General features: G+C 60.3%; 20 protein-coding genes. 14 read left to right on the top strand and 6 right to left on the bottom strand.

Annotated features, from left to right (window positions below; genetic code table 11):
- Positions 1–35 precede the first annotated feature (35 nt).
- Genes AAFO92_RS03720 through AAFO92_RS03710 form a run of 3 tightly spaced genes read right to left on the bottom strand, consistent with a single transcriptional unit; the run spans position 36 to position 1,242 of the window.
- Positions 36–248, bottom strand: a complete 213-nt coding sequence (locus AAFO92_RS03720; RefSeq protein WP_347533300.1) for a 4-oxalocrotonate tautomerase family protein — start codon at positions 246–248, stop codon at positions 36–38.
- Positions 248–631 (bottom strand): nuclear transport factor 2 family protein, encoded by a 384-nt coding sequence (locus AAFO92_RS03715; RefSeq protein ID WP_347533299.1) that lies wholly within the window; start codon positions 629–631, stop codon positions 248–250. The genes AAFO92_RS03720 and AAFO92_RS03715 overlap by 1 nt, the downstream gene beginning before the upstream one ends.
- On the bottom strand, positions 628–1,242 hold the full coding sequence (locus tag AAFO92_RS03710) for a glutathione binding-like protein (protein WP_347533298.1): 615 nt from the start codon (positions 1,240–1,242) through the stop codon (positions 628–630). The genes AAFO92_RS03715 and AAFO92_RS03710 overlap by 4 nt, the downstream gene beginning before the upstream one ends.
- Before the next feature lie 116 nt (positions 1,243–1,358).
- On the opposite strand from AAFO92_RS03710, the gene AAFO92_RS03705 reads away from it, so the two are divergent.
- Positions 1,359–1,709 (top strand): helix-turn-helix domain-containing protein, encoded by a 351-nt coding sequence (locus tag AAFO92_RS03705; protein ID WP_347533297.1) that lies wholly within the window; start codon positions 1,359–1,361, stop codon positions 1,707–1,709.
- Between the two features lie 69 nt (positions 1,710–1,778).
- Here AAFO92_RS03705 and AAFO92_RS03700 read toward each other — a convergent pair whose 3' ends face one another.
- Entirely contained in the window at positions 1,779–2,690 is a 912-nt protein-coding gene (locus AAFO92_RS03700) for a LysR substrate-binding domain-containing protein (RefSeq protein ID WP_347533296.1), read from the bottom strand.
- Between the two features lie 210 nt (positions 2,691–2,900).
- Here AAFO92_RS03700 and katG point away from each other — a divergent pair, with 210 nt between their 5' ends.
- Positions 2,901–5,102 (top strand): catalase/peroxidase HPI, encoded by a 2,202-nt coding sequence (gene katG / locus AAFO92_RS03695; protein ID WP_347533295.1) that lies wholly within the window; start codon positions 2,901–2,903, stop codon positions 5,100–5,102.
- A 66-nt stretch (positions 5,103–5,168) separates the two neighbouring features.
- Here the strand turns inward: katG and cdd are convergent, their stop codons facing one another.
- Entirely contained in the window at positions 5,169–5,567 is a 399-nt protein-coding gene (cdd, locus tag AAFO92_RS03690; protein ID WP_347533294.1) for a cytidine deaminase, read from the bottom strand.
- Between the two features lie 65 nt (positions 5,568–5,632).
- On the opposite strand from cdd, the gene AAFO92_RS03685 reads away from it, so the two are divergent.
- The 8 genes from AAFO92_RS03685 to AAFO92_RS03650 all read left to right on the top strand — a co-directional run bounded on the left by AAFO92_RS03685 (position 5,633) and on the right by AAFO92_RS03650 (position 14,446).
- Positions 5,633–6,202 (top strand): HD domain-containing protein, encoded by a 570-nt coding sequence (locus AAFO92_RS03685; RefSeq protein ID WP_347533293.1) that lies wholly within the window; start codon positions 5,633–5,635, stop codon positions 6,200–6,202.
- A gap of 77 nt (positions 6,203–6,279) precedes the next feature.
- The gene (locus AAFO92_RS03680; RefSeq protein ID WP_347533292.1) at positions 6,280–7,146 is read left to right on the top strand and encodes a ribokinase; all 867 of its coding nucleotides are present in this window, start codon (positions 6,280–6,282) and stop codon (positions 7,144–7,146) included.
- Between the two features lie 319 nt (positions 7,147–7,465).
- The gene (locus tag AAFO92_RS03675) at positions 7,466–8,308 is read left to right on the top strand and encodes a 2OG-Fe(II) oxygenase family protein (protein WP_347533291.1); all 843 of its coding nucleotides are present in this window, start codon (positions 7,466–7,468) and stop codon (positions 8,306–8,308) included.
- Positions 8,309–8,362: 54 nt separating this feature from the next.
- Positions 8,363–9,367 carry a BMP family ABC transporter substrate-binding protein gene (locus AAFO92_RS03670; RefSeq protein ID WP_347533290.1) on the top strand — a complete coding sequence of 335 codons (1,005 nt, stop codon included), beginning with the start codon at positions 8,363–8,365 and terminating at the stop codon, positions 9,365–9,367.
- 6 nt (positions 9,368–9,373) lie between these two features.
- The gene (locus tag AAFO92_RS03665; RefSeq protein WP_347533289.1) at positions 9,374–10,942 is read left to right on the top strand and encodes an ABC transporter ATP-binding protein; all 1,569 of its coding nucleotides are present in this window, start codon (positions 9,374–9,376) and stop codon (positions 10,940–10,942) included.
- Positions 10,939–12,060, top strand: coding sequence for an ABC transporter permease (locus AAFO92_RS03660; RefSeq protein WP_347533288.1), 1,122 nt, complete (start codon positions 10,939–10,941; stop codon positions 12,058–12,060). Before AAFO92_RS03665 ends, AAFO92_RS03660 begins: the two co-directional genes overlap by 4 nt.
- Positions 12,053–13,021 (top strand): ABC transporter permease, encoded by a 969-nt coding sequence (locus AAFO92_RS03655; RefSeq protein WP_347533287.1) that lies wholly within the window; start codon positions 12,053–12,055, stop codon positions 13,019–13,021. Before AAFO92_RS03660 ends, AAFO92_RS03655 begins: the two co-directional genes overlap by 8 nt.
- A gap of 579 nt (positions 13,022–13,600) precedes the next feature.
- Positions 13,601–14,446: a WYL domain-containing protein gene (locus AAFO92_RS03650; RefSeq protein WP_347533286.1), complete on the top strand. Its 846-nt coding sequence runs from the start codon at positions 13,601–13,603 to the stop codon at positions 14,444–14,446.
- A 141-nt stretch (positions 14,447–14,587) separates the two neighbouring features.
- Here AAFO92_RS03650 and AAFO92_RS03645 read toward each other — a convergent pair whose 3' ends face one another.
- Positions 14,588–14,962, bottom strand: coding sequence for an XRE family transcriptional regulator (locus AAFO92_RS03645; RefSeq protein ID WP_347533285.1), 375 nt, complete (start codon positions 14,960–14,962; stop codon positions 14,588–14,590).
- 103 nt (positions 14,963–15,065) lie between these two features.
- Here AAFO92_RS03645 and AAFO92_RS03640 point away from each other — a divergent pair, with 103 nt between their 5' ends.
- From AAFO92_RS03640 to AAFO92_RS03625, 4 genes are all read left to right on the top strand, one after another.
- Positions 15,066–16,640 carry a recombinase family protein gene (locus AAFO92_RS03640; protein ID WP_347533284.1) on the top strand — a complete coding sequence of 525 codons (1,575 nt, stop codon included), beginning with the start codon at positions 15,066–15,068 and terminating at the stop codon, positions 16,638–16,640.
- Entirely contained in the window at positions 16,640–17,530 is an 891-nt protein-coding gene (locus AAFO92_RS03635; RefSeq protein ID WP_347533283.1) for a plasmid partitioning protein RepB C-terminal domain-containing protein, read from the top strand. The genes AAFO92_RS03640 and AAFO92_RS03635 overlap by 1 nt, the downstream gene beginning before the upstream one ends.
- Positions 17,530–18,429, top strand: coding sequence for a plasmid partitioning protein RepB C-terminal domain-containing protein (locus AAFO92_RS03630; RefSeq protein WP_347533282.1), 900 nt, complete (start codon positions 17,530–17,532; stop codon positions 18,427–18,429). Before AAFO92_RS03635 ends, AAFO92_RS03630 begins: the two co-directional genes overlap by 1 nt.
- Before the next feature lie 320 nt (positions 18,430–18,749).
- Positions 18,750–22,226: a phospholipase D family protein gene (locus AAFO92_RS03625; RefSeq protein ID WP_347533281.1), complete on the top strand. Its 3,477-nt coding sequence runs from the start codon at positions 18,750–18,752 to the stop codon at positions 22,224–22,226.
- Positions 22,227–22,304: the final 78 nt, after the last annotated feature.

Below are 22,304 nucleotides of genomic sequence, written 5' to 3'. Positions count from 1 at the left end.
GTCAGTGTGAAGGAACGGCGGGCGCCCGGCCCGGATTACGACCCGGGCGGCTGCAAACGCCGGTACTCTTCGACCGGCAGTCCACCGATGCCCCAGCTTTCCATCTCGACCTCCTCGATTACCACAAAGGTCGTCGCCGGCGTCTTGTTCAGCACATCGACCAGCAGATCGGTGGCCCCCTTGATCAGGCGGGCCTTCTGGTCGGGCGTGACGCCTTCACGGGTGATCTGGATATTCACATACGGCATTACCGGGCCTCCTTTCGTTCTGTCATCGCGAAAACCTTGGACATGATCCGCCACTGACCGTCCTCGCGGATCAAGGTCAGGAAATCGGTGAAATCATGGGCGTTGATGCGACACCGCACCCGTGCCATGGCGGTGTTGTCCCCGGCCAGGTCGATACTGTCGATCACATCCCGGCGCGCTTCGTTGCGGGACATCGGCGAGATCCGTTTTTCGACAACCGGGAAATATTCCTCCATCGAACGGATCAGCGGTGGCGTTTCATCCGCGGTGGCATAGACCGCCCGTGGATGGAAAACCTGTGCCAGGAGGGTAACGTCGCAAGTGTAAAGCGCGTCGAAATAGGTCTGCAGCACGGGGCGGATTTCAGCAAATCGGTCGGTCATGCGGCCAAACCTTCCTGTTTCAGCGTCTTCTGCACGGCGGGTCGCGCACCGATCCGCGCCATGTAGGCCTCCAGCCGGGGCCAGGATGCCAGCGATATGCCGGTGAAATTGGCCCAGTTGAGGATGACAAAGGCATATGCATCCGCAACGGTGAAACGGTCCCCCAAAACAAACGGTGTTTCCTGGGGCAGCATGGCCCCGAACTGGGCGATCTTGCGTTTTACCTTGTCGGTCGCCGCTTGCTTTTGACCCTCGGACATATCCTTGCCCGAGAAGAACGGACCGAAGGCGTTGTGCAGCTCTGCAGACAAGAAACTGAGCGTTTCCTGAAGGCGCACGCGATCGATCGTACCGGCAGCCGGCACCAGCAAATGTTCACCGAATTGGTCGCCCAGATACTGTAATACCGCCGCGTTTTCGGTAATGACTTCTCCGCCTTCAAGACGCAAGGCAGGGACATAGCCGCGCGGATTCACCTCCGCGTAGGTAAGGCCGGTTTCTGTTACGCCCTTCTCGGTGTCGACTTTTTCAACGGTGTGGGCGACGTCAACCTCGTTCAGGATGATGTGCGCAGCCATCGAACAGGCGCCGGGTTTGTAAAACAGGTGCATTTGGTGTCTCCTTTCAATCAGTGCCTCTTACCTGCGCCTGTGTGTTTCCGTTGACAATATGGTTTCTGTTAGATACTAACTTTTCAGATTTCCCGCTGGAAACAAGGTATCCCGCCATGCCGCTGAAAATGCGCAAGAACCAAAGCCCCAGCCCGCCGGAGCCGTGCATGCTGACGGAATGCATGTCGATCATCGCCGGCGCCTGGGCCCCGAATGTCATCTGGTGTCTCCGCGCGGGGCCGCGCCGCTACAGCGAGCTCAAGGCCGATATTCCGCCGGTCACCTCAAAGGTACTGTCCACCCGGCTGCGCGAACTGGAACAGCGCGGCGTCATCCTGCGGAACGTGATGCCGACAACGCCGCCATCGGTCGAATATCAGTTGACCCCGCTGGGTGCCGAACTGATCCCCGCGCTGGAAGCCGTGGTGGAGGTTGGGCACAAACTGAAAACCCTGCGCGGTTTCTAGCATCCACCCTCTCCGGTCAGGGCAATTTCCAAAGCTGCATCGAAACCCGCCCGGGATCGCCGGGCGGCGTCAGGCGTTTTCGCCGGCCCGCAGATCGTGTGCCGATTGCTGGACGATTTCCGCCACCCGCTGCAAATGATCGGCCAGCGGGCTGGTTCTGCGCCAGATCATGCCGACGGTGCGGGAAGGCTGCGGATCCCGAAAATGGCCGACACAGACAGCCGCCGAACGTGTTTCCACGGGAACCGCCATTTCCGGGATCAGCGTCACGCCGATCCCGGCGCCGACCATCTGCACCAGAGTCGAGAGCGAACTTCCATCCAGCCCGTCCTGCGGCAGGGCGGCGGGAATGTTGCAGTATGAAAGCGCCTGGTCACGGAAACAATGGCCCTCCTCCAACAGCAGCAGGCGCATTTCGCGCAGCGCGTCCTTGTCGGGCACCGGTTTCCCGGCATCTTGGTCTGACCGGACCAGCACCATCTTCTCGGTAAAGAGTGTCACCTCGGTGAAGGCGGGATCGGAAATCGGCAGCGCCACGATGGCGGCGTCCAGCCGCCCCTCGGTCAGTTCCTGCACCAGTCGCGTCGTCAGGGTTTCGCGCACATGCACGTCCAGCCCCTCGTTGCTGCGCGACAGGTTGGCAATGACGCGCGGCAGGAGGTACGGCGCAATCGTCGGGATCACCCCCAGGCGCAACCGCCCGACCATCTTCTCATGCGATGCGCGGGCCATGTCGCCCAGTTCGTCCACGCGCCGCAGGATATCCTGCACCCGCAGGGCAAACTCCTCGCCAAACCCAGTAAGGCGCACCTGCCGCGCGCCCCGCTCGAACAGTTGCGTGCCCAGCGATTGCTCAAGCTCCTTGATCTGCACCGAGAGCGCGGGCTGCGTCACGGCGCAGGCATCCGCCGCATGGCCAAAGTGACCATGCCTGGCCAACGCCTCGAAATATCTGAGCTGCCGGATCGTGAGATTTGTCATTAGAAAAAATTATGGTCTGGATCAGAAAATGCAACTTAAAACTATTCTAAACTATTGGTAAACAGATCGGTGACGGCAGGGAGGCCGACAGGAAAATTCGATATACCGCGCGCACATGCCGCGCCTGTCGATCTGCGCTCCTTCCCCGGATACGCCGTGGTCCGAAACCTTCGGGCCGCCAGTTAGCATAACCAGCATCGGAGAGACATCATGGACGGAAATGATCTAGGCAATGCGGGCAAGTGCCCGGTCATGCACACAAATTTGGGCGTGCGCTCCAACCGCGACTGGTGGCCCAACCAGCTGAACCTCAAAATCCTGCACCAGAACCAGCCCGCCGAAAATCCGTTGGGCAAGGATTTCAACTATGCCGAGGCGTTCAAATCGCTCGACCTGAAGGCGCTGAAGGACGACCTCTATGCGCTGATGACCGATTCGCAGGACTGGTGGCCGGCGGATTACGGCCATTACGGCCCGTTCTTCATCCGCATGGCGTGGCACGCCGCAGGCACCTACCGCACCGCCGACGGGCGCGGCGGCGGCTCGACCGGCAACCAGCGCTTTGCGCCGCTGAACAGCTGGCCGGACAATGGCAACCTCGACAAGGCGCGCCGGCTGCTGTGGCCGATCAAGCAGAAATACGGCAACAAGATCTCCTGGGCGGACCTGTTCATCCTGACCGGCAACTGCGCCATCGAATCCATGGGTGGCAAGACCTTCGGGTTTGCCGGCGGTCGCGAGGACATCTGGGCCCCCGAGGAAGATATCTACTGGGGTGCCGAAGACGAGTGGCTGGCAACCAGCGACAAGCCCAAGAGCCGGTATTCCGGTGATCGCGAGCTGGCAAATCCCCTGGCCGCGGTCCAGATGGGCCTGATCTACGTCAACCCCGAAGGCCCGGATGGCAACCCCGATCCGCTCGCGTCGGGTCGCGACATCCGCGAGACCTTCGCCCGCATGGCGATGAACGACGAGGAAACCGTTGCGCTGACCGCCGGTGGCCACACGTTCGGCAAGGCGCATGGCGCCGGCGACGCCGATCTGGTGGGGGCCGAACCCGAAGCCGAAGGCATTGCCGCACAGGGCTTTGGCTGGCTCAGCAAACACGGCAGCGGCAAGGGCCGGGACACGATCACGTCCGGCATCGAAGGCGCATGGACGCCGACCCCGACCACGTGGGACATGAGCTATTTCGACGTGCTTTTCGGCTACGAGTGGGAACTGACCAAAAGTCCTGCGGGCGCCAACCAATGGCAGCCGGTGAACGTGGCCGAAAAGGACATGGCCCCGGATGCCGAGGACGCGTCGAAAAAGGTCCAGATCATGATGACCACTGCCGACATGGCGATGCGCATGGACCCGGAATACGAAAAAATCTCGCGCCGCTTCCATGCCAACCCGGACGAGTTCGCCGATGCCTTTGCCCGCGCCTGGTTCAAGCTGACCCACCGCGACATGGGGCCGACATCGCTGTACCTGGGACCGGAAGTGCCCAGCGAGGAACTGATCTGGCAGGATCCGATCCCGGCCGTGGATCATGACCTGGTCAGTGACAGCGACATTGCCGACCTCAAGGCGAAAATCCTGTCATCGGGCCTGACGGTTTCCGAACTGGTCTCGACAGCCTGGGCCTCGGCCTCGACCTATCGCGGGTCGGACAAGCGCGGCGGCGCCAATGGCGCGCGCATCCGCCTGGCCCCGCAAAAGGACTGGGAAGCCAACGATCCCAAGCAGTTGTCGAAGGTGCTGGAGGTGCTCGAAGGCATCCAGGCCGAATTCCAGTCGGGCGGCAAGAATGTTTCGCTGGCCGATCTGATCGTGCTGGGCGGTTCGGCGGCTGTCGAGAAGGCGGCGGCGGATGCGGGCCACGACATCGCGGTTCCCTTCAGCCCCGGACGCATGGACGCCTCGGCCGAACAGACCGATGCCGAAAGCTTCGAGCCGCTGGAGCCCAAGGCAGATGGCTTCCGCAACTACCAGCAACAGAAATTCAGCGTTTCGCCTGAGGAATTGCTGGTGGACCGGGCGCAGCTTCTGACCCTGACCGCACCGGAAATGACGGTGCTGGTGGGGGGGCTGCGGGTGCTGGGGGCAAATACCGGTGGGTCGTCGCAAGGCGTCTTTACCGATCGTCCCGGCCAGCTGAGCAACGATTTCTTCGTCAACCTGCTGGACATGGCGACCGAGTGGAAGGCGACCTCGGACGATGAAGACACGTTCGAGGGGCGCGACCGCAAGACCGGCGACGTCAAGTGGACCGGCACGCGTGTTGACCTGGTCTTTGGCTCGAACTCGCAACTGCGCGCCCTGGCCGAGGCCTATGCGCAATCCGATCGCGGCGAGGCGTTCGTGGCCGATTTCGTGGCCGCCTGGACCAAGGTGATGAACGCCGACCGGTTCGACCAGGCCTGATCGGGCACCAAGACTATCGGGGGCGCGGCTGGACTGGCCGCGCCTTTTTCGTTGCGTGCCTGATGTCTAATCCAGCGTGAACGCGTGGGGCAGCAGCTCCGAGATCGTGAGAACCATGTGGTCGCCCCGCTGGTTGGTGCAGATCACCGGCACGTCGCGGTTGAACTCGTAAATCACCTGCCGGCAAATGCCGCAGGGCGTGATCTTGGTTTCCGAGGCATTGGTCACGCACACCGCTTTCAGCCCGCGATGCCCCTGGCTGAGCGCGCTGCTGATCGCAGACCTTTCGGCGCAGATCGTCGCGCCGAAACTTGCGTTCTCAACATTCGCCCCGCGATGGATCGTGCCATCATCCATCAGGATCGCACAGCCCACCGTGAACTTCGAATAGGGCGCATGTGCCTGCGCCATGGCCTGCTGCGCCTCGGCGATCAGGGTGGCGATTTCGCTGTCTGTCAGCTGCATCTTTGACCTTTGTGTTTTCCGCTCCTTAGAGTGTAGTGGATTTTCATGCAACGGCGAGGCGCGGGATGGAACGGCACGAAGCAGAGGCAAGGCTGGAATTTCTGGAGGCGGCGGGCGCGCTGAAAGATGTCATGCGGTCGGGCTTTACCATCGCCGGGCGTCCCGAAGATACCGCCGCGCATACCTGGCGGCTGTGCCTTTGGGTTCTGGTGTTCGAGGATCAGCTTGACGGTGCCGACATCCTGCGCCTGCTGAAGATCTGCCTGCTGCATGACCTGGGCGAGGCGATCTCGGGCGATATCCCCGCACCCCTGCAACAGGGGGACAAATCCGCCGACGAGCGCGCTGACCTGATGCGGTTGCTGGGCCCGCTGCCGCCCGATTTGCGGGCGCGGTTCGCCAGCCTTTGGGAGGAGTATACCGCCGCCGCATCGACCGAGGCGCAGATCGCGAAAGGTCTCGACAAGCTCGAGACGATTCTGCAGCACACCCAGGGCCGAAATCCACCCGGTTTCGACCATGCGTTCAACCTGGATTACGGGCGCGGCCGCACCGACGCGCATCCGCTGCTATCTGCGCTGCGCGAGATCGTCGACCGCAAGACCATGTCGTGTATTGACGCGGCGGGGCGCTGAGCGGAGCGCGCCATTGCGGGTCGCAAACCCGGGACGGGCTGGTTAGTCTGGCCCAACGCAACCAAACTGACGGCGCAATGATTCTCAATTTCGGCTCTATCAACCTTGACCTTGTCTACCGGGTGCCGCACCTGCCCGCCCCCGGTGAGACTCTGGCCAGCGACTCCTTCGCCAAATTCCTGGGCGGCAAGGGCATCAATCAATCCATCGCCGCCGCCCGCGCGGGGGCGCCGGTCAGGCATGTGGGCTGCCTTGGCCCCGACAGTGACTGGCTGCGCGGGCAGATTGCCGGGCTCGGTCTGTCGCTTGACGATATTACCGCCGTCGACACCCCGACGGGCCACGCGGTGATCTATGTCGACGACAATGCGGAAAACCAGATCGTGATCTTCGGTGGCGCCAACCGCGCCTTCACGACGGCACAGATCGACGCCGCCCTGAACAGCGCCTCGGACGGGGACTGGGTGTTGCTGCAGAACGAAACCAACCTGGTCGGATACATTGCGGAACAATCCCGGGCGCGCGGGCTGAACGTCGCCTATTCGGCCGCCCCGTTCGACCCGGATGCCGTGCAGGAAGTGTTGGAAAACATCACCCTGCTGGCGCTGAACGCGGGCGAGGCCGCGGCGCTGTCGCAAAAGACCGGGCAGGCACCGGCCGGTATGGGCGTTGACCATGTGCTTGTCACCAAGGGCGCGGAGGGGGCCGAACTGCATATGAATGGTCAGGTGTTGCAACAAGCCAGCTTTGCCGTCGAGGCCGTGGATACCACTGGCGCAGGTGACACGTTTCTGGGCGCGTTCATGGCCCGGTTCGTGACGGGTGACGCGGCCCATGCGCTGGCTTTTGCCGCGGCAGCGTCCGCGATTCAGGTCACGCGGCAGGGCGCGGCGGCGGCGATACCCCGGGCGGAGGAAATCGACCGATTCCTGCACGCCACCTGACCTGCTGATTAGCACCGGAGGGGTTTTCAAGGCATTGCTTGCGGAAACGCCGGCATCCTGTTGGTGCAGATTGCCCGCAGAACCCCGCGCCGATCTGCAGTCACCGCCTTTGCCCGCGCGGTGTAATTAGCGCTTGAACAGTGTTGGCCAGTGGTTATCCTGATCGCTGACTGCACCGGACGGATGCAACATTTCATTGCCCCGCCAGGTGCCTGTCTGGCGTGGTGATTCGGGAACCCGTAACTGTGGTCACGGAATGTTTTCTGGCGGTTATCGTCACAAATTTGTAAACGGACGCCCGAAAGAGAGGACACCGAAAATGGCAGAATTTGAAGTGCTCGCGGTCAGCCCGAAGGACCCGGATGCGGCGGAACGATTTGCGAAGTCGCTGCGCGAAACGGGGTTTGCCGTGATCAAGGATCATGACATCGACATGTCGGAAATCCAGGCGATGTATGACACCTGGTCTGTATATTTTTCCGGCGAGGGCAAGCACGATGATGCCACGCCCGCGGGCGACCCGGCGGGATATTTCGGGTATAAATCCGAAAACGCCAAGGGCCGCGCGCAAAAAGACCTCAAGGAATTCTACCACGTCTACCAGTCGCGCCATGTGCCCGCCGAATGCGAGGCGGTGACACGCAAATTTCATGCCAGCCTGATTGGGTTGGGGGAAACGCTGCTGGGCTGGCTCGATCAGGTCTCCCCGCCCGAGGTGACCGACAAGCTGTCCATGCCATTCACCGAAATGGTCAACGGCTCGGACGACAACTTGCTGCGCGTGCTGCATTACCCGCCCCTGCCCGAGGACGTGCAGCCCGGCGAGGTACGCGCGGCGGCCCATGGTGACATCAACCTGATCACGCTGCTGGTGACCGGGTCCGAACCGGGCCTTCAGGCACAGGATGTGAACGGCGACTGGCACGATATTCCCTGCGGCACCGGCTATATCAACGTGAATGCGGGCGACATGCTGGAGCAGGCCAGCCGCAAGCACTATCCCTCGACCGTGCACCGGGTCGTCAACCCGCCCAAGCAAAAGAACCAGTCACGCTATTCGCTGCCCCTGTTCATGCACCCGCGCCCCGAGGTTCAACTGGCCCACCAGACGGCGGGTGAATTCTTGCAGGAAAGACTGAAGGAAATCGGCCAGGCGGGCTGATCAATCACAAATGAGGGCCGGATCACGGCCACCTGTTCAACAAGGAGTTCCAAGATGAAGAAGATACTGACCACCGTTCTGGCGGCGTCATTTGCCACCATGTCCGGCATTGCGCTGGCCGCCGATTTCAAACCTGCCGTGATCTACGACATGGGCGGCAAGTTCGACGAATCCTTCAACGAGGGCGTCTATAACGGCATCAAGCGCTTTACCGATGAAACCGGTGTCGAGGTCATGGAATTCGAAGTCACCAACGAGGCACAGCGCCAGCAGGCGATGGAACGGATGGTGCAGCGCGGCGCGACCGTCGTGCTGGGTGTCGGATTTGCCCAGGCCGACGCGATCAACGCCGTGGCCGAGGCGAACCCGGATGTCAATTTCTCGATCATCGACGTGAACTGGCTGGATCAGCCGAACCTGCGCCAATACGCATTCAAGGAACAGGAAGGATCCTATCTGGTCGGCATCGCGGCGGCGATGGCTTCGGAAACCGGCACGGTGGGGTTCGTCGGCGGCATGGATATCCCGCTGATCCGCGCCTTTGCCTGCGGCTATCAGCAAGGCGCGAAATCGGCCAATGCCGATGTCAAGGTGCTTGAGAACATGACCGGCACCACGCCTGCCGCCTGGAATGACCCGGCCAAGGGCGCCGAGCTGACCCAGAGCCAGATCGACCGGGGCGCCGACGTTGTCTATCAGGCGGCGGGCGGCACCGGGGTGGGTGTCATTCAGGCCGCTGCCGACGCGGGCAAGCTGGCCATCGGGGTCGATTCCAATCAGAACCACATGGCGCCGGGCAACGTGCTGACATCGATGCTGAAACGGGTCGATGTGGCCGCCTACGAAACCATGAAGGACGCGATGTCCGGCGAGTTTGACACCGGCGTGCGCAACCTGGGCATCGCCGAGGATGGCGTCGGCTGGGCGCTGGATGAACACAATGCCGACCTGATCACAGATGACATGAAGGCTGCCATCGACGCGGCCGCCGTCAAGATCAGGTCAGGTGAGATCGTGGTGCACGATTATCGCTCGGACAGCAGCTGCCCGGCAGGCTGACCCCACATGGCCAAAGACACAACAGACGGGAGCGGCGGTGCCGCTCCCTATGCGTTGGAGCTGAAAGGCGTCAGCAAATCTTTTGGTTTGATCCGCGCCAACCGCGATATCAGCCTTGGCGTCCGGCGCGGCAGCATCCACGGCATCATCGGTGAGAATGGCGCCGGCAAATCCACGCTGATGAATATCGTCTACGGGATGCACAGCCGCGACGAGGGCGAAATCCTGGTGAATGGCGCGCCGGTGGACATGCGTTCCTCGGCGGATGCGATCGGCCATGGCATCGGCATGGTACACCAGCATTTCATGCTCGTGCCCACCTTTACCGTGCTGGAAAACGTGATGCTGGGGTCCGAGGGCGGCGCGTTGCTGAACGAAGGGCGGCAGGCCGCGCGTGACCGGATCGTCGAACTGTCCGAACGGTACAACCTGCGGATCGACCCGGACGCGACGGTTGCCGACCTGAATGTCGGGCAGCGCCAGCGCGTCGAGATCATCAAGGCCCTCAAGGGCGGCGCGAACATCCTGATCCTTGATGAGCCCACGGGCGTGCTGACCCCACAGGAGGCCGAACAGTTGTTCGAGATCCTCAAGGTGCTGCGCGACCGCGGCGTGTCGGTCCTGCTCATCACTCACAAGCTGGCCGAGATCATGGAGATTACCGACGCCGTGGATATCATGCGCCAGGGGCAGATCGTCGGGCACCGCAAGACCGCCGAGACCTCACCCGCCGAACTGGCCGAGCTCATGGTCGGCCGCAAGGTCCTGCTGGAGGTTGAACGGACCGAGGCCGCCCCGGGCGATGTACAGTTTTCCGCATCCGGTCTTGGCTATACCAGCAGCCAGGGCGTGATCGAGCTGGAAGACATCACGTTCGAGGTCCGCGCGGGTGAGATCCTGGGCGTGGCCGGTGTGTCCGGCAACGGGCAGACCCAGCTGATGGAAGTGCTGGCCGGAATGCGCCACCTGACGGCGGGCACCATCAACGTCCTGGGCACCGAAGTGACCCCCGCGACCGAGACAAACCCGCGCATCATCCGCGATCTGGGCGTGCGCCACATCCCCGAGGACCGCCATGAACACGGGCTGATCCTGGGCTTCGAGGCGCGCGAAAACATGATCCTGGGCATCCAGGACAGTGACCTGGCCGGCAACGGTTTCCTGATCGACCCGGCGGCGGTCGAGGCGAATTGTCGTGAAAAGATGCGCGATTACGATGTCCGCCCCGACGCGCCACGCCATTTCGCCAAGAATTTCTCAGGCGGGAACCAGCAGAAGATCGTGATCGCCCGCGAGTTCTCGGCCAATCCGCGGGTTCTGCTGGTGGGTCAGCCCACGCGCGGCGTCGATGTGGGCGCCATCGAATTTATCCACAAACAGCTGCTGGCGCTTAGGGATGCCGGTTGCGCGATCCTGCTTGTCAGCGTGGAGCTTGACGAGATCATGTCGCTCTCGGACCGGATCATGGTGCTCTGTGACGGGCACAATATCGGCATCGTAAACCGGGCCGAGGCCGACCGGCAGACATTGGGCCTGATGATGGCAGGCGAAAGACGCGAAGGACAAGCCGCATGAGCGGGCCAACACCTCCCCTGCCCCGCTGGGCCGATCTGTTCCTGCTGCCGCTCATCAATCTGATGGCGGCATTGCTGGTCTGCGGGCTGATCGTGCTGGCGATCGGCGAAAACCCAATTCAGGCACTGGGCGTGATGCTGAAAGGTGCCTTCGTCTATTCCGGCGGCCTGGGCTATACGCTTTATTACACGACGAATTTCGTCTTTACCGGCCTGGCCGTCGCGATGGCGTTTCATGCGATGCTGTTCAATATCGGCGGCGAGGGGCAGGCCTATATGGGCGGATTGGGCGCGGCGTTGGCGGCCTTTGCCGTCGGCGCGGCGCCGGGCATCATTGCCCTTCCGGTGGCGGTTGCGGGCGCGGCGCTGGCCGGGGCCTGCTGGGGCGTGATCCCGGGCTATCTGCAGGCCAGACGCGGCAGCCACATCGTCATCACCACGATCATGTTCAATTTCATCGCGGCCTCGATCATGGTCTGGCTGCTGGCCGGGCCGATGCTGGAACCGGGGCAGCAGTCACCGCAATCCGTCCCCCTGCCCGAGGGCAGCTACCTGCCCAAGATGCACGACTTGCTGCGCATGCTGGGGGTCGAGACATCGGCCACGCCGCTCAATGCCTCGTTCCTGCTGGCGCTGATCTCGCTTGCGGTCTTCTGGCTGCTGATCTGGCGCACGCGGCTGGGCTACAACATCCGCGCGGTGGGCCAGAACCCCTCGGCGGCGCATTACGCGGGCATCAACGTACCGCGCACCATCATCATCGCCATGGCCATCGCCGGCGGCTTTGCCGGCCTGCTGGCCACCAACGAGATCCTTGGTATCAGCCACAGGGTCATCCTCAACTACACCGCAGGCTACGGGTTCACCGGCATTGCCGTGGCGCTGATGGGGCGCAATCACCCGATTGGCATTTTCCTGGCGGCGCTGCTCTTCGGGGCGCTATACCAGGGCGGGGCCGAGCTTGATTTCGAGTTCCAGTCGATCACCCGCGAAATGGTGCTGATGATCCAGGGCATGATCATCCTCTTTTCCGGCGCGCTGGCCTATATGTTCAACCCGCCACTGGCACGGCTGATCGCCCGGATTTCGGCCCCCAAGCGGGAGGTGGCGCATGGCTGATTTCCTCTACCAGTTGCTGCTGACATTCGACGCCACCCTCAGGATCGCCGCACCGCTGATCCTGTGCGCGATGGCCGGCATCTTTGCCGAACGCTCTGGCGTCATCGACATCTCTCTCGAAGGCAAGCTGCTGACCGGCGCCTTCGTCGCCGCCGCGGTGGCCGCGCTGACCGGGTCGCCCTGGCTGGGACTGATCTGCGCGATCGTCGCCAGCGTCTTCATGTCGCTTGTCCACGGCTTTGCCTGCATCACCCACAAGGGCAACCAGGTGATCTCAGGCGTGGCGATCAATATCCTGGCATCGGGGCTGACCGTGGTGATCGGCATCGCGCTGTTCCGCCGGGGCGGACAGACACCCACGCTGGGACGCGATGAACGCTTCAAGCCGCTCGACTGGATCGGAACCGAGGCGATGGATGCCGTACCCATTGTCGGAACCATCTACCGGCAACTGATTTCGGGCCATAACATCCTGGTCTACCTGGCACTTCTGGCGGTGCCGCTGACCGCCTTCGTCATCTACCGCACCCGCTTCGGCCTGCGGATGCGCGCCGTGGGCGAGGTTCCCGAGGCGGTTGACAGCGCCGGCGTATCGGTCACCTGGCTGCGCTATCGCGCGCTCCTGATCGGCGGAATGCTGTGCGGCATTGCCGGGGCCTACCTGTCGGTGGCCCAGGGCGGCAATTTCGTTCGTGAGATGTCGGCGGGCAAGGGCTACATCGCACTGGCCGCGGTGATCTTCGGCAACTGGCGGCCGCTCAGGGCCTTCATGGCCTGCCTGATGTTCGGCTTTCTCGAGGCCGCAACATCGCGCCTTCAGGGGGTCGACCTGCCGCTGATCGGCGAGGTGCCGACACAGCTGATGCTGGCGCTTCCCTATGTGCTGACCGTGCTGCTGCTTGCGGGCTTCATCGGCCGCCCCAGCCCGCCCGCGGCGATCGGCCAGCCCTACCTGAAGTGACCGCGCCGACCTAAAGGCGCGGTTATCTGACGGGTGAAAAACAGGCAGCAGGTTTCCACTGCGACAACAGCGCATCGCTCATAAAGATGGGTGGCGGTGCTGTCAGACGAATGCGAACTCGTCTCTGCAAGGGCAGTGTCATTAACTGCGTAACCCGTCGAAAAGATGCGAGAAGAAATTCTTCGGTCGGATTAGGCAACGAAAGGGTTGGCCTCATCCGCAAGCGATTGCCTTGCCGGTCGCAAAAAGGAGACCGAAATGATTACTCGTCAAGTTTTCTTCATCTGAACTGCCGCTACCGCATCAAGCCCATTGGCTGTGCAAGCCGCAGGGAAGTAAGATGCCCAGTCACCCCGCGCACTTACAAAAAAGCACTGCGCCAACCCACTGAGGAAACTACAAGTTTTAGCAGTCAGTCCGCTCAGTATACGGTTCTTAAATATAGACCCATCCGCTGGGTTGAACTACAATTAAATAATGGCATGCGAATCAAACAGTCTTTCACGTTGGCAACAGGATCGCCGTGCATTCATTGAGCACAGAGTCTTTTGGCGTGGACGCGTTGGCCTTGCAGATCTGATGGACGTTATGGGCCTCAGCCGGGCTCAAGCTTCGAAAGATCTCAACAGCTACATCAATGATCATCCCGAACACATCATCTACGATAAAACAGCCAAGACCTACGTTCTGGGCCCAAAGTTCGTAGAACACTACGCCGCGCTTGATCCGTCAGAGTATCTTGATGATCTCCTGTCTATCTCACAGGGCGGTTCGGTCCCCGCTGCAGATTGGATTGTCTACCAACCGGACATTCTGGCAACCACTGTGCCTGGGCGCGGACTAAGCGCGTTCACACTGCGCAACGTCTTGTTAGCCTGTGAACAGCGCAAAGCTCTGCGAATAAGCTATCAGTCGATGTCGTCGCCCGATCCAGAAGATCGCGTTATTATTCCTCATGCGCTCGCACATGACGGATTTCGTTGGCATGCGAGAGCGCTTTGCTCAAAAGACCAGATTTTCAAAGACTTCGTTCTCGGACGCATTCTGAAGAGCGCATTGGGGGAACAATCAGATGTTGACGCCGGTACAGATGAAGACTGGCACCAAACAATTACACTCAAAATCGCGCCGCACCCTGACTTCTCAAAAATCCAGGCCCGCTTCAGCAACCGCATGCCGCTGAACTCGGCCGATATCGCCGAAGTGATCCAGCGCCGCCTCCTCGCCAAGACATCGGAAGGGCAAGTAACGCTTGGCAACCTTCATGACCGCGAAGAAAACAACCTCAAGACCCTGTTCGATTTTGCTGACGGCTCAATGAAGCTCAAAAACTACCGGGATCGCGACCACTTCATCTCAAGCTATCCTTTCCCCCCCTATCAGTATGGCGGTGCTGCGAGACCAATGCGAACCAGTCTCTACTAAAATGGCGGCAAGCGAGAGCACCCGGGGAACTTCGAGTGATTTCTTAACCTTCTGAATTTTTTCGGTTTTGATCGAGCGAAGCGACTTCGAACTGAACGTCTCTCTACTCAGGAATGCCGCGCAACTGGCGCGAAACACCGCTTACTCGATTTGATCAGCCCCTGCCTCGGAAGTTCCGAGAAGGTCGTCTAAGACCTCGAGCAACTGAAGAACGTTCTCGCGAGTTTCGTGAAGTCCCGCCCCGATCTTCAACTCACCGCGCCCGGCCAGCGAGAGCACAGCGGCCGTCACCTCGTTCGAATTCCGCATGAGCTCGATCAGGTGCTCTCCGGCCGGACCGTGGGAGCCTGCAAGCCAGTTCTTGGCCGTTCGCTCCGTGACACCCGTCCAGCGCATCACGATCTTGATCGCCCGATGAGATCCGCCGAGCTCCCGCTTCAGCGCGGCTGCAATTGCCATTTGGTATTTTAGTCGATCGATCTTCCCTTCGTCGTCATCTGGAAAAGTCTTGCCCATCTTAGGAAACATTTTTCCGAACCTCCGCGTCTATGCTTCGGCCCCATGGAATCACAGGCATTCCCACCAATTCGGCGAAGGCAAAAGATGAAGGGCTCGGCACTTGAGCTGGAGGGACGGACATGACCAGAGCGCAACGGCTCCAAAAGGAGCGCCGCCTCAACGCGCCGCCCAATACGTCCGCATGTCGACCGAGCACCAACGCTATTCGACCGAGAACCAGACGGACGCGATCGCGCACTACGCCGAGCAGCGCGGGATCGAGATCGTCCGCACCTATTCTGACGAGGGGAAGAGCGGTCTAAGGATCCAGGGCCGCGATGGGCTCAAGCAGCTCATCGACGATATTCAATCCGGCATAGCCGATTTCGACGCGGTGCTCGTCTACGATATCAGCCGATGGGGCCGGTTTCAGGATGCGGACGAAAGCGCCTATTACGAGTACATCTGCAAACGCGCCGGCATCTCTGTCATCTACTGTGCTGAGCAATTCGAGAATGATGGCAGCCCCGTCTCGACGATCGTAAAGGGCGTCAAGCGCGCAATGGCGGGTGAGTACAGCCGGGAGCTCTCGCAGAAAGTCTTCACGGGCCAATGCCGACTGATCGAACTCGGCTATCGCCAGGGAGGTCCGCCCGGCTTCGGCTTGCGGCGCATGCTGATCGACGAGCATGGGGTCGCGAAAGGCATCCTGGACCGCGGTGAACACAAGAGCATTCAGACGGATCGCGTCACCCTCGTCCCAGGCCCCGCCGAGGAGATCGCCGTCGTCCGAGAAATCTTCCTCGCCTTCGTTGAAGGTCAAAAGTCCGAAACCGAAATTGCCGAGGCTCTAAATGCCCGCGGTATTCTAACGGACCTCGATCGCGCCTGGACCCGCGGAACCGTGCATCAAATCCTGATCAACGAGAAATACATCGGCAACAACGTCTGGAACCGGAGTTCTTTCAAATTGAAGAAGCGGCGTGTGCAGAACGATCCCGAGATCTGGGTTCGCGCCGAGGGCGCTTTTGAAGGGATCGTTGATCCGGATCTGTTTGCGGCCGCCAACGCGATCATCAACGCGCGATCGAGCAAACTCACCGACGACGAAATGCTCGAGGGCCTGAAGGAGGTATTCGAGGCTCAGGGCTTTCTCTCCGGCCTCGTCATAGATGAAGCCGACGCGTTGCCATCGAGCAGCGCGTACCGATCACGGTTTGGCAGCTTGCTGCGCGCATACCGGCTGGTCGGTTTCAAGCCTGATCGGGACTACAGATACATCGAGATCAATCGACGCTTGCGCGAGCTGCATCCCGATATTGTTGCTGAGACGATTGACGGCATCGAAGCCTCGGGCGGCAGCGTCGAACGACATCCCAAAACAGACCTGCTCACCATCAACGGCGAATTCACCGCGTCTCTCGTCATCGTCCGTTGCAGCGAAACCAATGCAGGCACGTTGCGGTGGAATATCCGCTTCGACATGAGCCTCAAGCCCGACATCACGATTGCCGTGCGCATGGACCGACCCAACCAACGGCCGCTCGACTACTACCTCCTCCCAAGCCTCGACATGACTCTCCCCCGCATCCGCCTGGCTGAACACAACGGCTTGTCGCTCGATGCGTATCGCTTCGAAACGCTGGAGCCATTGTTCGATATGGCGGTTCACGTCCCAGTTCCGGAGGTGGCCTGATGGCAGACCCGCAATCCCAAACCGCTGAATTGATCCCGATGGATCGCATCACGGTGGTGAATCCCCGCGTGAGGAACCGAAAGGCTTTCAGAGAGATCGTCGACAACATCGCCGAGCTCGGGTTGAAACGGCCGATCACCGTTGCCGCGCGACAGAGCGAGGATGGCTTGCGATACGATCTGATCTGTGGACAGGGGCGCCTGGAGGCTTTCCAGGAGCTCGGACAAACAGAAATCCCGGCGATCGTCATCGACGCCAGCAGCGAAGATTGTCTGGTGATGAGCCTGGTGGAGAACCTGGCACGCCGTCAGCATCGCGCCCTCGATCTTCTGCGCGATATCAAGGGCTTGAAAGAGCGTGGCTACTCTGGCCCAGAGATCGCGCGCAAAACGCAGCTCTCACTCAAGTATGTCCGCGGCGTCCTTCGGCTTCTCGAGAGCGGTGAGCACAGACTCCTCAGAGCCGTTGAAAGCGGAAAGCTTCCGGTCAGCGTTGCCGTCGATATCGCTGAAGCAAAAGATACAGAAGTTCAGGACGTTCTGCGTCAGGCCTATGAAAACAACCAGCTGCGTGGCGGCCGCCTGATGGCTGCGAAACGTCTGGTCGAGGCACGTCAGCAATACGGGAAAGGACAACCCAGTGCAGACCGGACGAAGAGACGAACACTGTCGGTCGAAAGCTTGATCCGGACCTATCAAAACGACGTCGAGAAGAAACAAGTCCTTCTGCGCAAGGCAACCGCGACACGTGGCGAGCTGATGTTCATTACAGAGGCCCTGCGCAAACTCCTGAATGACGAAAACTTCGTCACCCTTCTCAGGGCCGAAGGATTGGCGACGATTCCGAAGAACCTCTCTGACCGCCTGGCCGCTCGAACGGGGGACCTCTGATGGCACGATCCGGACGCTCCAAATCAATTAACATGGCGTTTGAGAAAGACCTCATTCAGCTGCCGCTAGAGCAGATCTGCCCGCTCTACGCAGTTCGAAAGGAAACCAAGGATACGGTTAAATATCGCCAGGTCGTTGCCTCCATCAAAGAAGTTGGGCTCGTTGAGCCCCTCGTCGTCGTCCGCGACCAATCCGATCCCGAGAAATACATGCTGCTCGACGGCCACGTGCGCCTCGCGATCCTGGCGGATCTCGGCGAGCAGGATGCGCCGTGTCAGGTTTCAACAGACGACGAAGCCTTCACCTACAACAAGCGCATCAGCCGCCTCGCCACCATTCAGGAGCACAAGATGATCCTGAAGGCACTTGAGCGCGGCGTTCCCGAAGAACGCCTGGCCCGGGCGCTCAATGTGAACGTCAAATCCTTGCAGGACAAAAAGCGCTTGCTGGATGGCATCTGCCCAGAGGCAACTGAGCTTCTCAAGGACAAGCAGGTCGCGCTGACCGGGTTCCAGATCCTCATGAAGATGAAGCCAATGCGTCAGATCGAGGCTGCGGAGCTGATGGTGACGATGAACAAATACACCGTCAATTACGCCCGCTCGCTTTTGGCTGCGACGCCAGCCAGCCAGCTAAAGGATCCCGAGAAGCCGAAAGCCGTAAAAGGGATCTCCCGGCAGCAACTGGAGCTGATGGAGCGCGAGTCCGCAAACTTGGAGCGAGAATTGCGCCTGGTCGAGGATACCTACGGAAGCGATCACCTCGATTTGGTTCTCGCGCGTGGCTACGTCTCGAAGCTCATCACCAATGCACGCGTTACGCGGTACCTCGAGATGTATCATCCCGAGTTTCTGCCTGAGTTCGAAAAGATCACGGAGACGGAGGCCTTGGCCTCCTGATCGGAGCAGTTCGGTCAATTTCGGCTGAGCTGCATTTGGGGACCCGGACCCATAGAAGCGCGGGGACCGCAGGAGACGCCGCACGGTGGGGCGGATCAAGCGCGGCGGTGGGGATGGCGGCGATCCCGCACGGGGCCCACCAAGCCGAGATTATTCACTCGGCCAGATTTGCGAGAATTACCTCGCATGGGAGCTGGAGCGCCTGACCCGACGGAAAGACGCTCCGGTTCACCAATCATTCGCACCTCTAATGAATTGTTCCGAATTCAATGGGTTGGAGGAATCATTTGAACCGCTAGACTGCTTGCGAGGTGACCGGAATGGCGCGCGAGCGAGCAGACAGTTTCATATCAAGGTTTTTGTTTCGTGCTTCCAAGGAACGCGAGCAAGAGGCTGTGGACGTCGATGTTGAGCCAACGCCCTCGGCCGAAAGCGCCACCGACCACGAACTGGTCTGGGCGACAAATGGGGAACGATCCGTCCGCGAGCTCGTTGAGCGCACTCTGAATGGATCAAACGCTCTCGTCGTGACCGGATATCAGGACTTTTTGTCCGCGATGTCGATTATACTTCGCGTTCGGCCCAGCATTATATCCGACCCCTCTGAATCGATCCGGATCCTATTCGGGACGAATACCGACAACCAAAGCCGCCTAGACGGAAGCGGACGCGGACTCTCGGAAGAGGCCCGAGACTATTTCCTTGAAACGCGCGGGCTTTCGCTGCGCTCCCTCGACGAATTACGGGCTGTCTTAGCTTACGATGCGATCGCATCGGGGGCGATCTCCCTCCGTATCTTTGATACTGATTTGGCCCGGGAGCGGTACGGTCGTACCCACGCGATGCTTCACGCGAAGCTCTTCCTCAGTGACGCAGGCGCGCTCGCCTGCAGCGCCAACTTCTCGGTTGGCGGCCTTAGACGCAACCTCGAGTACGTCGACGATCTGAAGGTGTTCCCGGACCTTGCCGCAACGCGACTACAGGCCGCTGAAGACTTCTGGGCGCTTGGAGCCGACTGGACCGAGCAGGCTCTTGAGTTCCTGCGTGCACTTCTGAGGCCGGTAAGCGCCGAAGAAGCCCTCGCCCGAACGGTTCACGAAATGACATCCTTTTCGCCCTGGCGTGTCGGCGGTGACGGCACTGCCGGGCGTCCGCCGCTGCCGTTCCAAACCGATCTAGTCTACGAGGCCGCAGGGACAGCCTACGAACACGGGTTTGCATTTGTCGAAGCACCGACAGGTGCAGGCAAGACGGACATCGGCAAGCACTTAGCGACTGTCTTGCCGACGATGCACTCGAGCGTCGTTCTTAGACATGGAAATGAACGTCCGGATCAAACGCGCAATGGCGCGCTCGGCATCATTCCGGCAAGCGTCTTTCGCAATTGGGACAAGAGCAAGCCAGCAAACCTCAATCTCATCAAGCACAGCCTTCTTTCACGCAGCAAAGGCGAAGAGGCAGAAGAACTTGAGGAGATCAACCGAGGCGTCCGATCTTCCGCCTCCATGATCGTGGACGAGAGCCATCGATTGAACTCCCGCTATCTCGCCCCATCAAGACGTTCTCTGGTCTTTGAACAAAGCCCTGCGATCTGGACGTCGTGCTTGTCAGCGACCCTGATGGGCAACCAGGGCCTAGATGGATTGCTCGCCTTCCATGAACGACGTGCGTCGATCTACGTACCCCCCGAAATCACAGCGAGGATCAACGACAATCTCAAGCGGGGACGCGAGAGAGCGTCGGAGTTGAACGCACTCCGCGCTCTTCGGCAAAACTTCGAGGATCGTCAGCGGTCTGGCATGGAAGACATGTTCCTGTCCGAAGCAGATCTCGCGCAACCAATTGAGGAAGCCGAAGAACGTCTTGCCGGCAAGCGGCTCGATCCGCGCGAAATCCAAGCCGACATGTCGGATGCACTGGCGCCCTATGTCGTTCGGCGTCAGCGCCATTGCGTTGGAGAATCCAAGAAACGCGGCCCCGGTATCTACGCGTACCCTGCGATTGAGAGCATCAGGATCGACGCCGATCTCACGCCCAAGCAATCGGCCATCCTGGATGAAATCAGAAAACTGGCTGAGAGCATCTCTACGGGCACCACTCTTGTATCTGCCGACCCAAAACGAGCAGGCCATACAGAAGTCCGCTTTCATGACAAGGCGCGGATCCACATTCGGAACTTTCTGGCGATCTTGAGGTCGTCAATCACCTTCGCGCGGGAAGATTGGGAACGCAGGCGGGCCGCAGATGCAGATGCGCGCGGCCGCACGTCGATTGGTGAGAGCCTTAGGCGCTCAGAACGTGAAAGCCGCGGTGGGAAGACCGCAATAATCACCATCACACCGAAGAGCGGCGAGTTCCCTCTCGACAAACGAACGACGACGCCGATTTGCGACCGCATCGGCGAGTTGCTGCAGAGCCCGGAACTTGATGCAATCGATGAGCAGCGTGCCGAACATATGGCAGAGATGCTCAATCAGCATCGACAGGTGATCTTCCTGTCTGAGCGGATTGGCGTTCTGGAGGTCTATGCGCGCCTTCTGTCTTCCCGGAAGGGCCCAAAACCCGACGTGATCCTTGTGGCTGCGAACCACAAATTGGGCTCTGGTACTGGCATTACGGTCGCCCGAAATGGTGCAGAAGCCCAAGAATTCCTGGCTCTCGACGGCAGGAAGGCCTCCGATGACAAACGTCGAGCCATGTTCATGACCTTTCAAATGGCAGAAGGCATCAACCTCCAGCGGGCACGTGCCTTAGGCATCGTCGGCGTGACCTCCGACATCAAGAGCATGCTTCAGGGCTTGGGGCGGATCGACCGCATCGACAGCCCACATTCCAAGATCACCTACACCACTTTCGATCTTCCCGGGCTTGTGCTGTCGTCCGACAAGAAAGGCCGTGATCGCATCGAGTCTATCGCTCTGCTTTCAGGGGTCGGTGCTTCAGATCTTGCTGATGAGTATTTGGAATTCTCTGCCGGCGATCTGACAGACCTGATCCTGGAGCAGCACAAGAAACCGCGGCCGCTTCGCCGAAACAACCTCTACGACCTGGTTGAAGACATGCGGCGCAAGCTGCCAGAGGATCTCCTGAGGTCCATTGAGCGCATCAAGCCTCAGAGTCTTTGGGGCGCTGAGCTGTGTCTTCTCGCTGGCAAGTCACCGATGACCATCATTGCCCTTGGTGGGCAGTCACCATCGCTGGTCGAGGCATCCTATTTGCCACCCCGGCTGCTGGCCGTCCGCGAGACAGGCGATCGACAAGAAATCATCCGGGATCAGCCAGAGGTGACACGGATGCTGCTCGAGGCCTATGGCGAGACCGTTTTGGCCGGAAAACACCAGGACCGACCGACAGAAGCCGAGCTCAGTTCTGTGATCGAGGGCCTCCAGCCGACTTTGGAAGGTCTGGCACAGTGGGATATTCGTCCCGAGCGCACGGTGTCACTTCTAGAGTCTTTGGACAGGTTTCTCTCGTCCGGCCCTTCCAAGAACCAAGGCTACAATAGGTTCGGGCATCTGACGCTCCCATCGCCTGAGAAGCTTGCGGAGGCTTGGGCCCAGGAGCTCGATCCCTATTGGATTGAAGCCAAGAAGGACGTCAGCCAACGCAGCGAAAAAGAAAGAGAGATCCCGGATTATCTGGGAATTGATGCGATTTATGGTTTCCTTGAGCAACAACCCTCGAAGACGCTCTCAGAGGTTCGCGCCAGAACGGAAGAGTTGCTCGATGCGGCGGAACAAGCTTCACGCAACGCAAATACACAGATCTTGGATAGGATCGCGGTGATTTTCAGGTGACGATATGACAGTAGGATCGCAGTTTGTTTCGGAAGACCACAAAACAGCTACGGACTCGCTTCAGCCGCCTTGATAACA

It is taken from the genome of Roseovarius sp. CAU 1744 (genome assembly GCF_039839345.1).
Lineage (GTDB): Bacteria > Pseudomonadota > Alphaproteobacteria > Rhodobacterales > Rhodobacteraceae > Roseovarius.
Note: the sequence above shows the minus strand (reverse complement) of the source record. Positions and strands in the feature narration are given on the sequence as shown.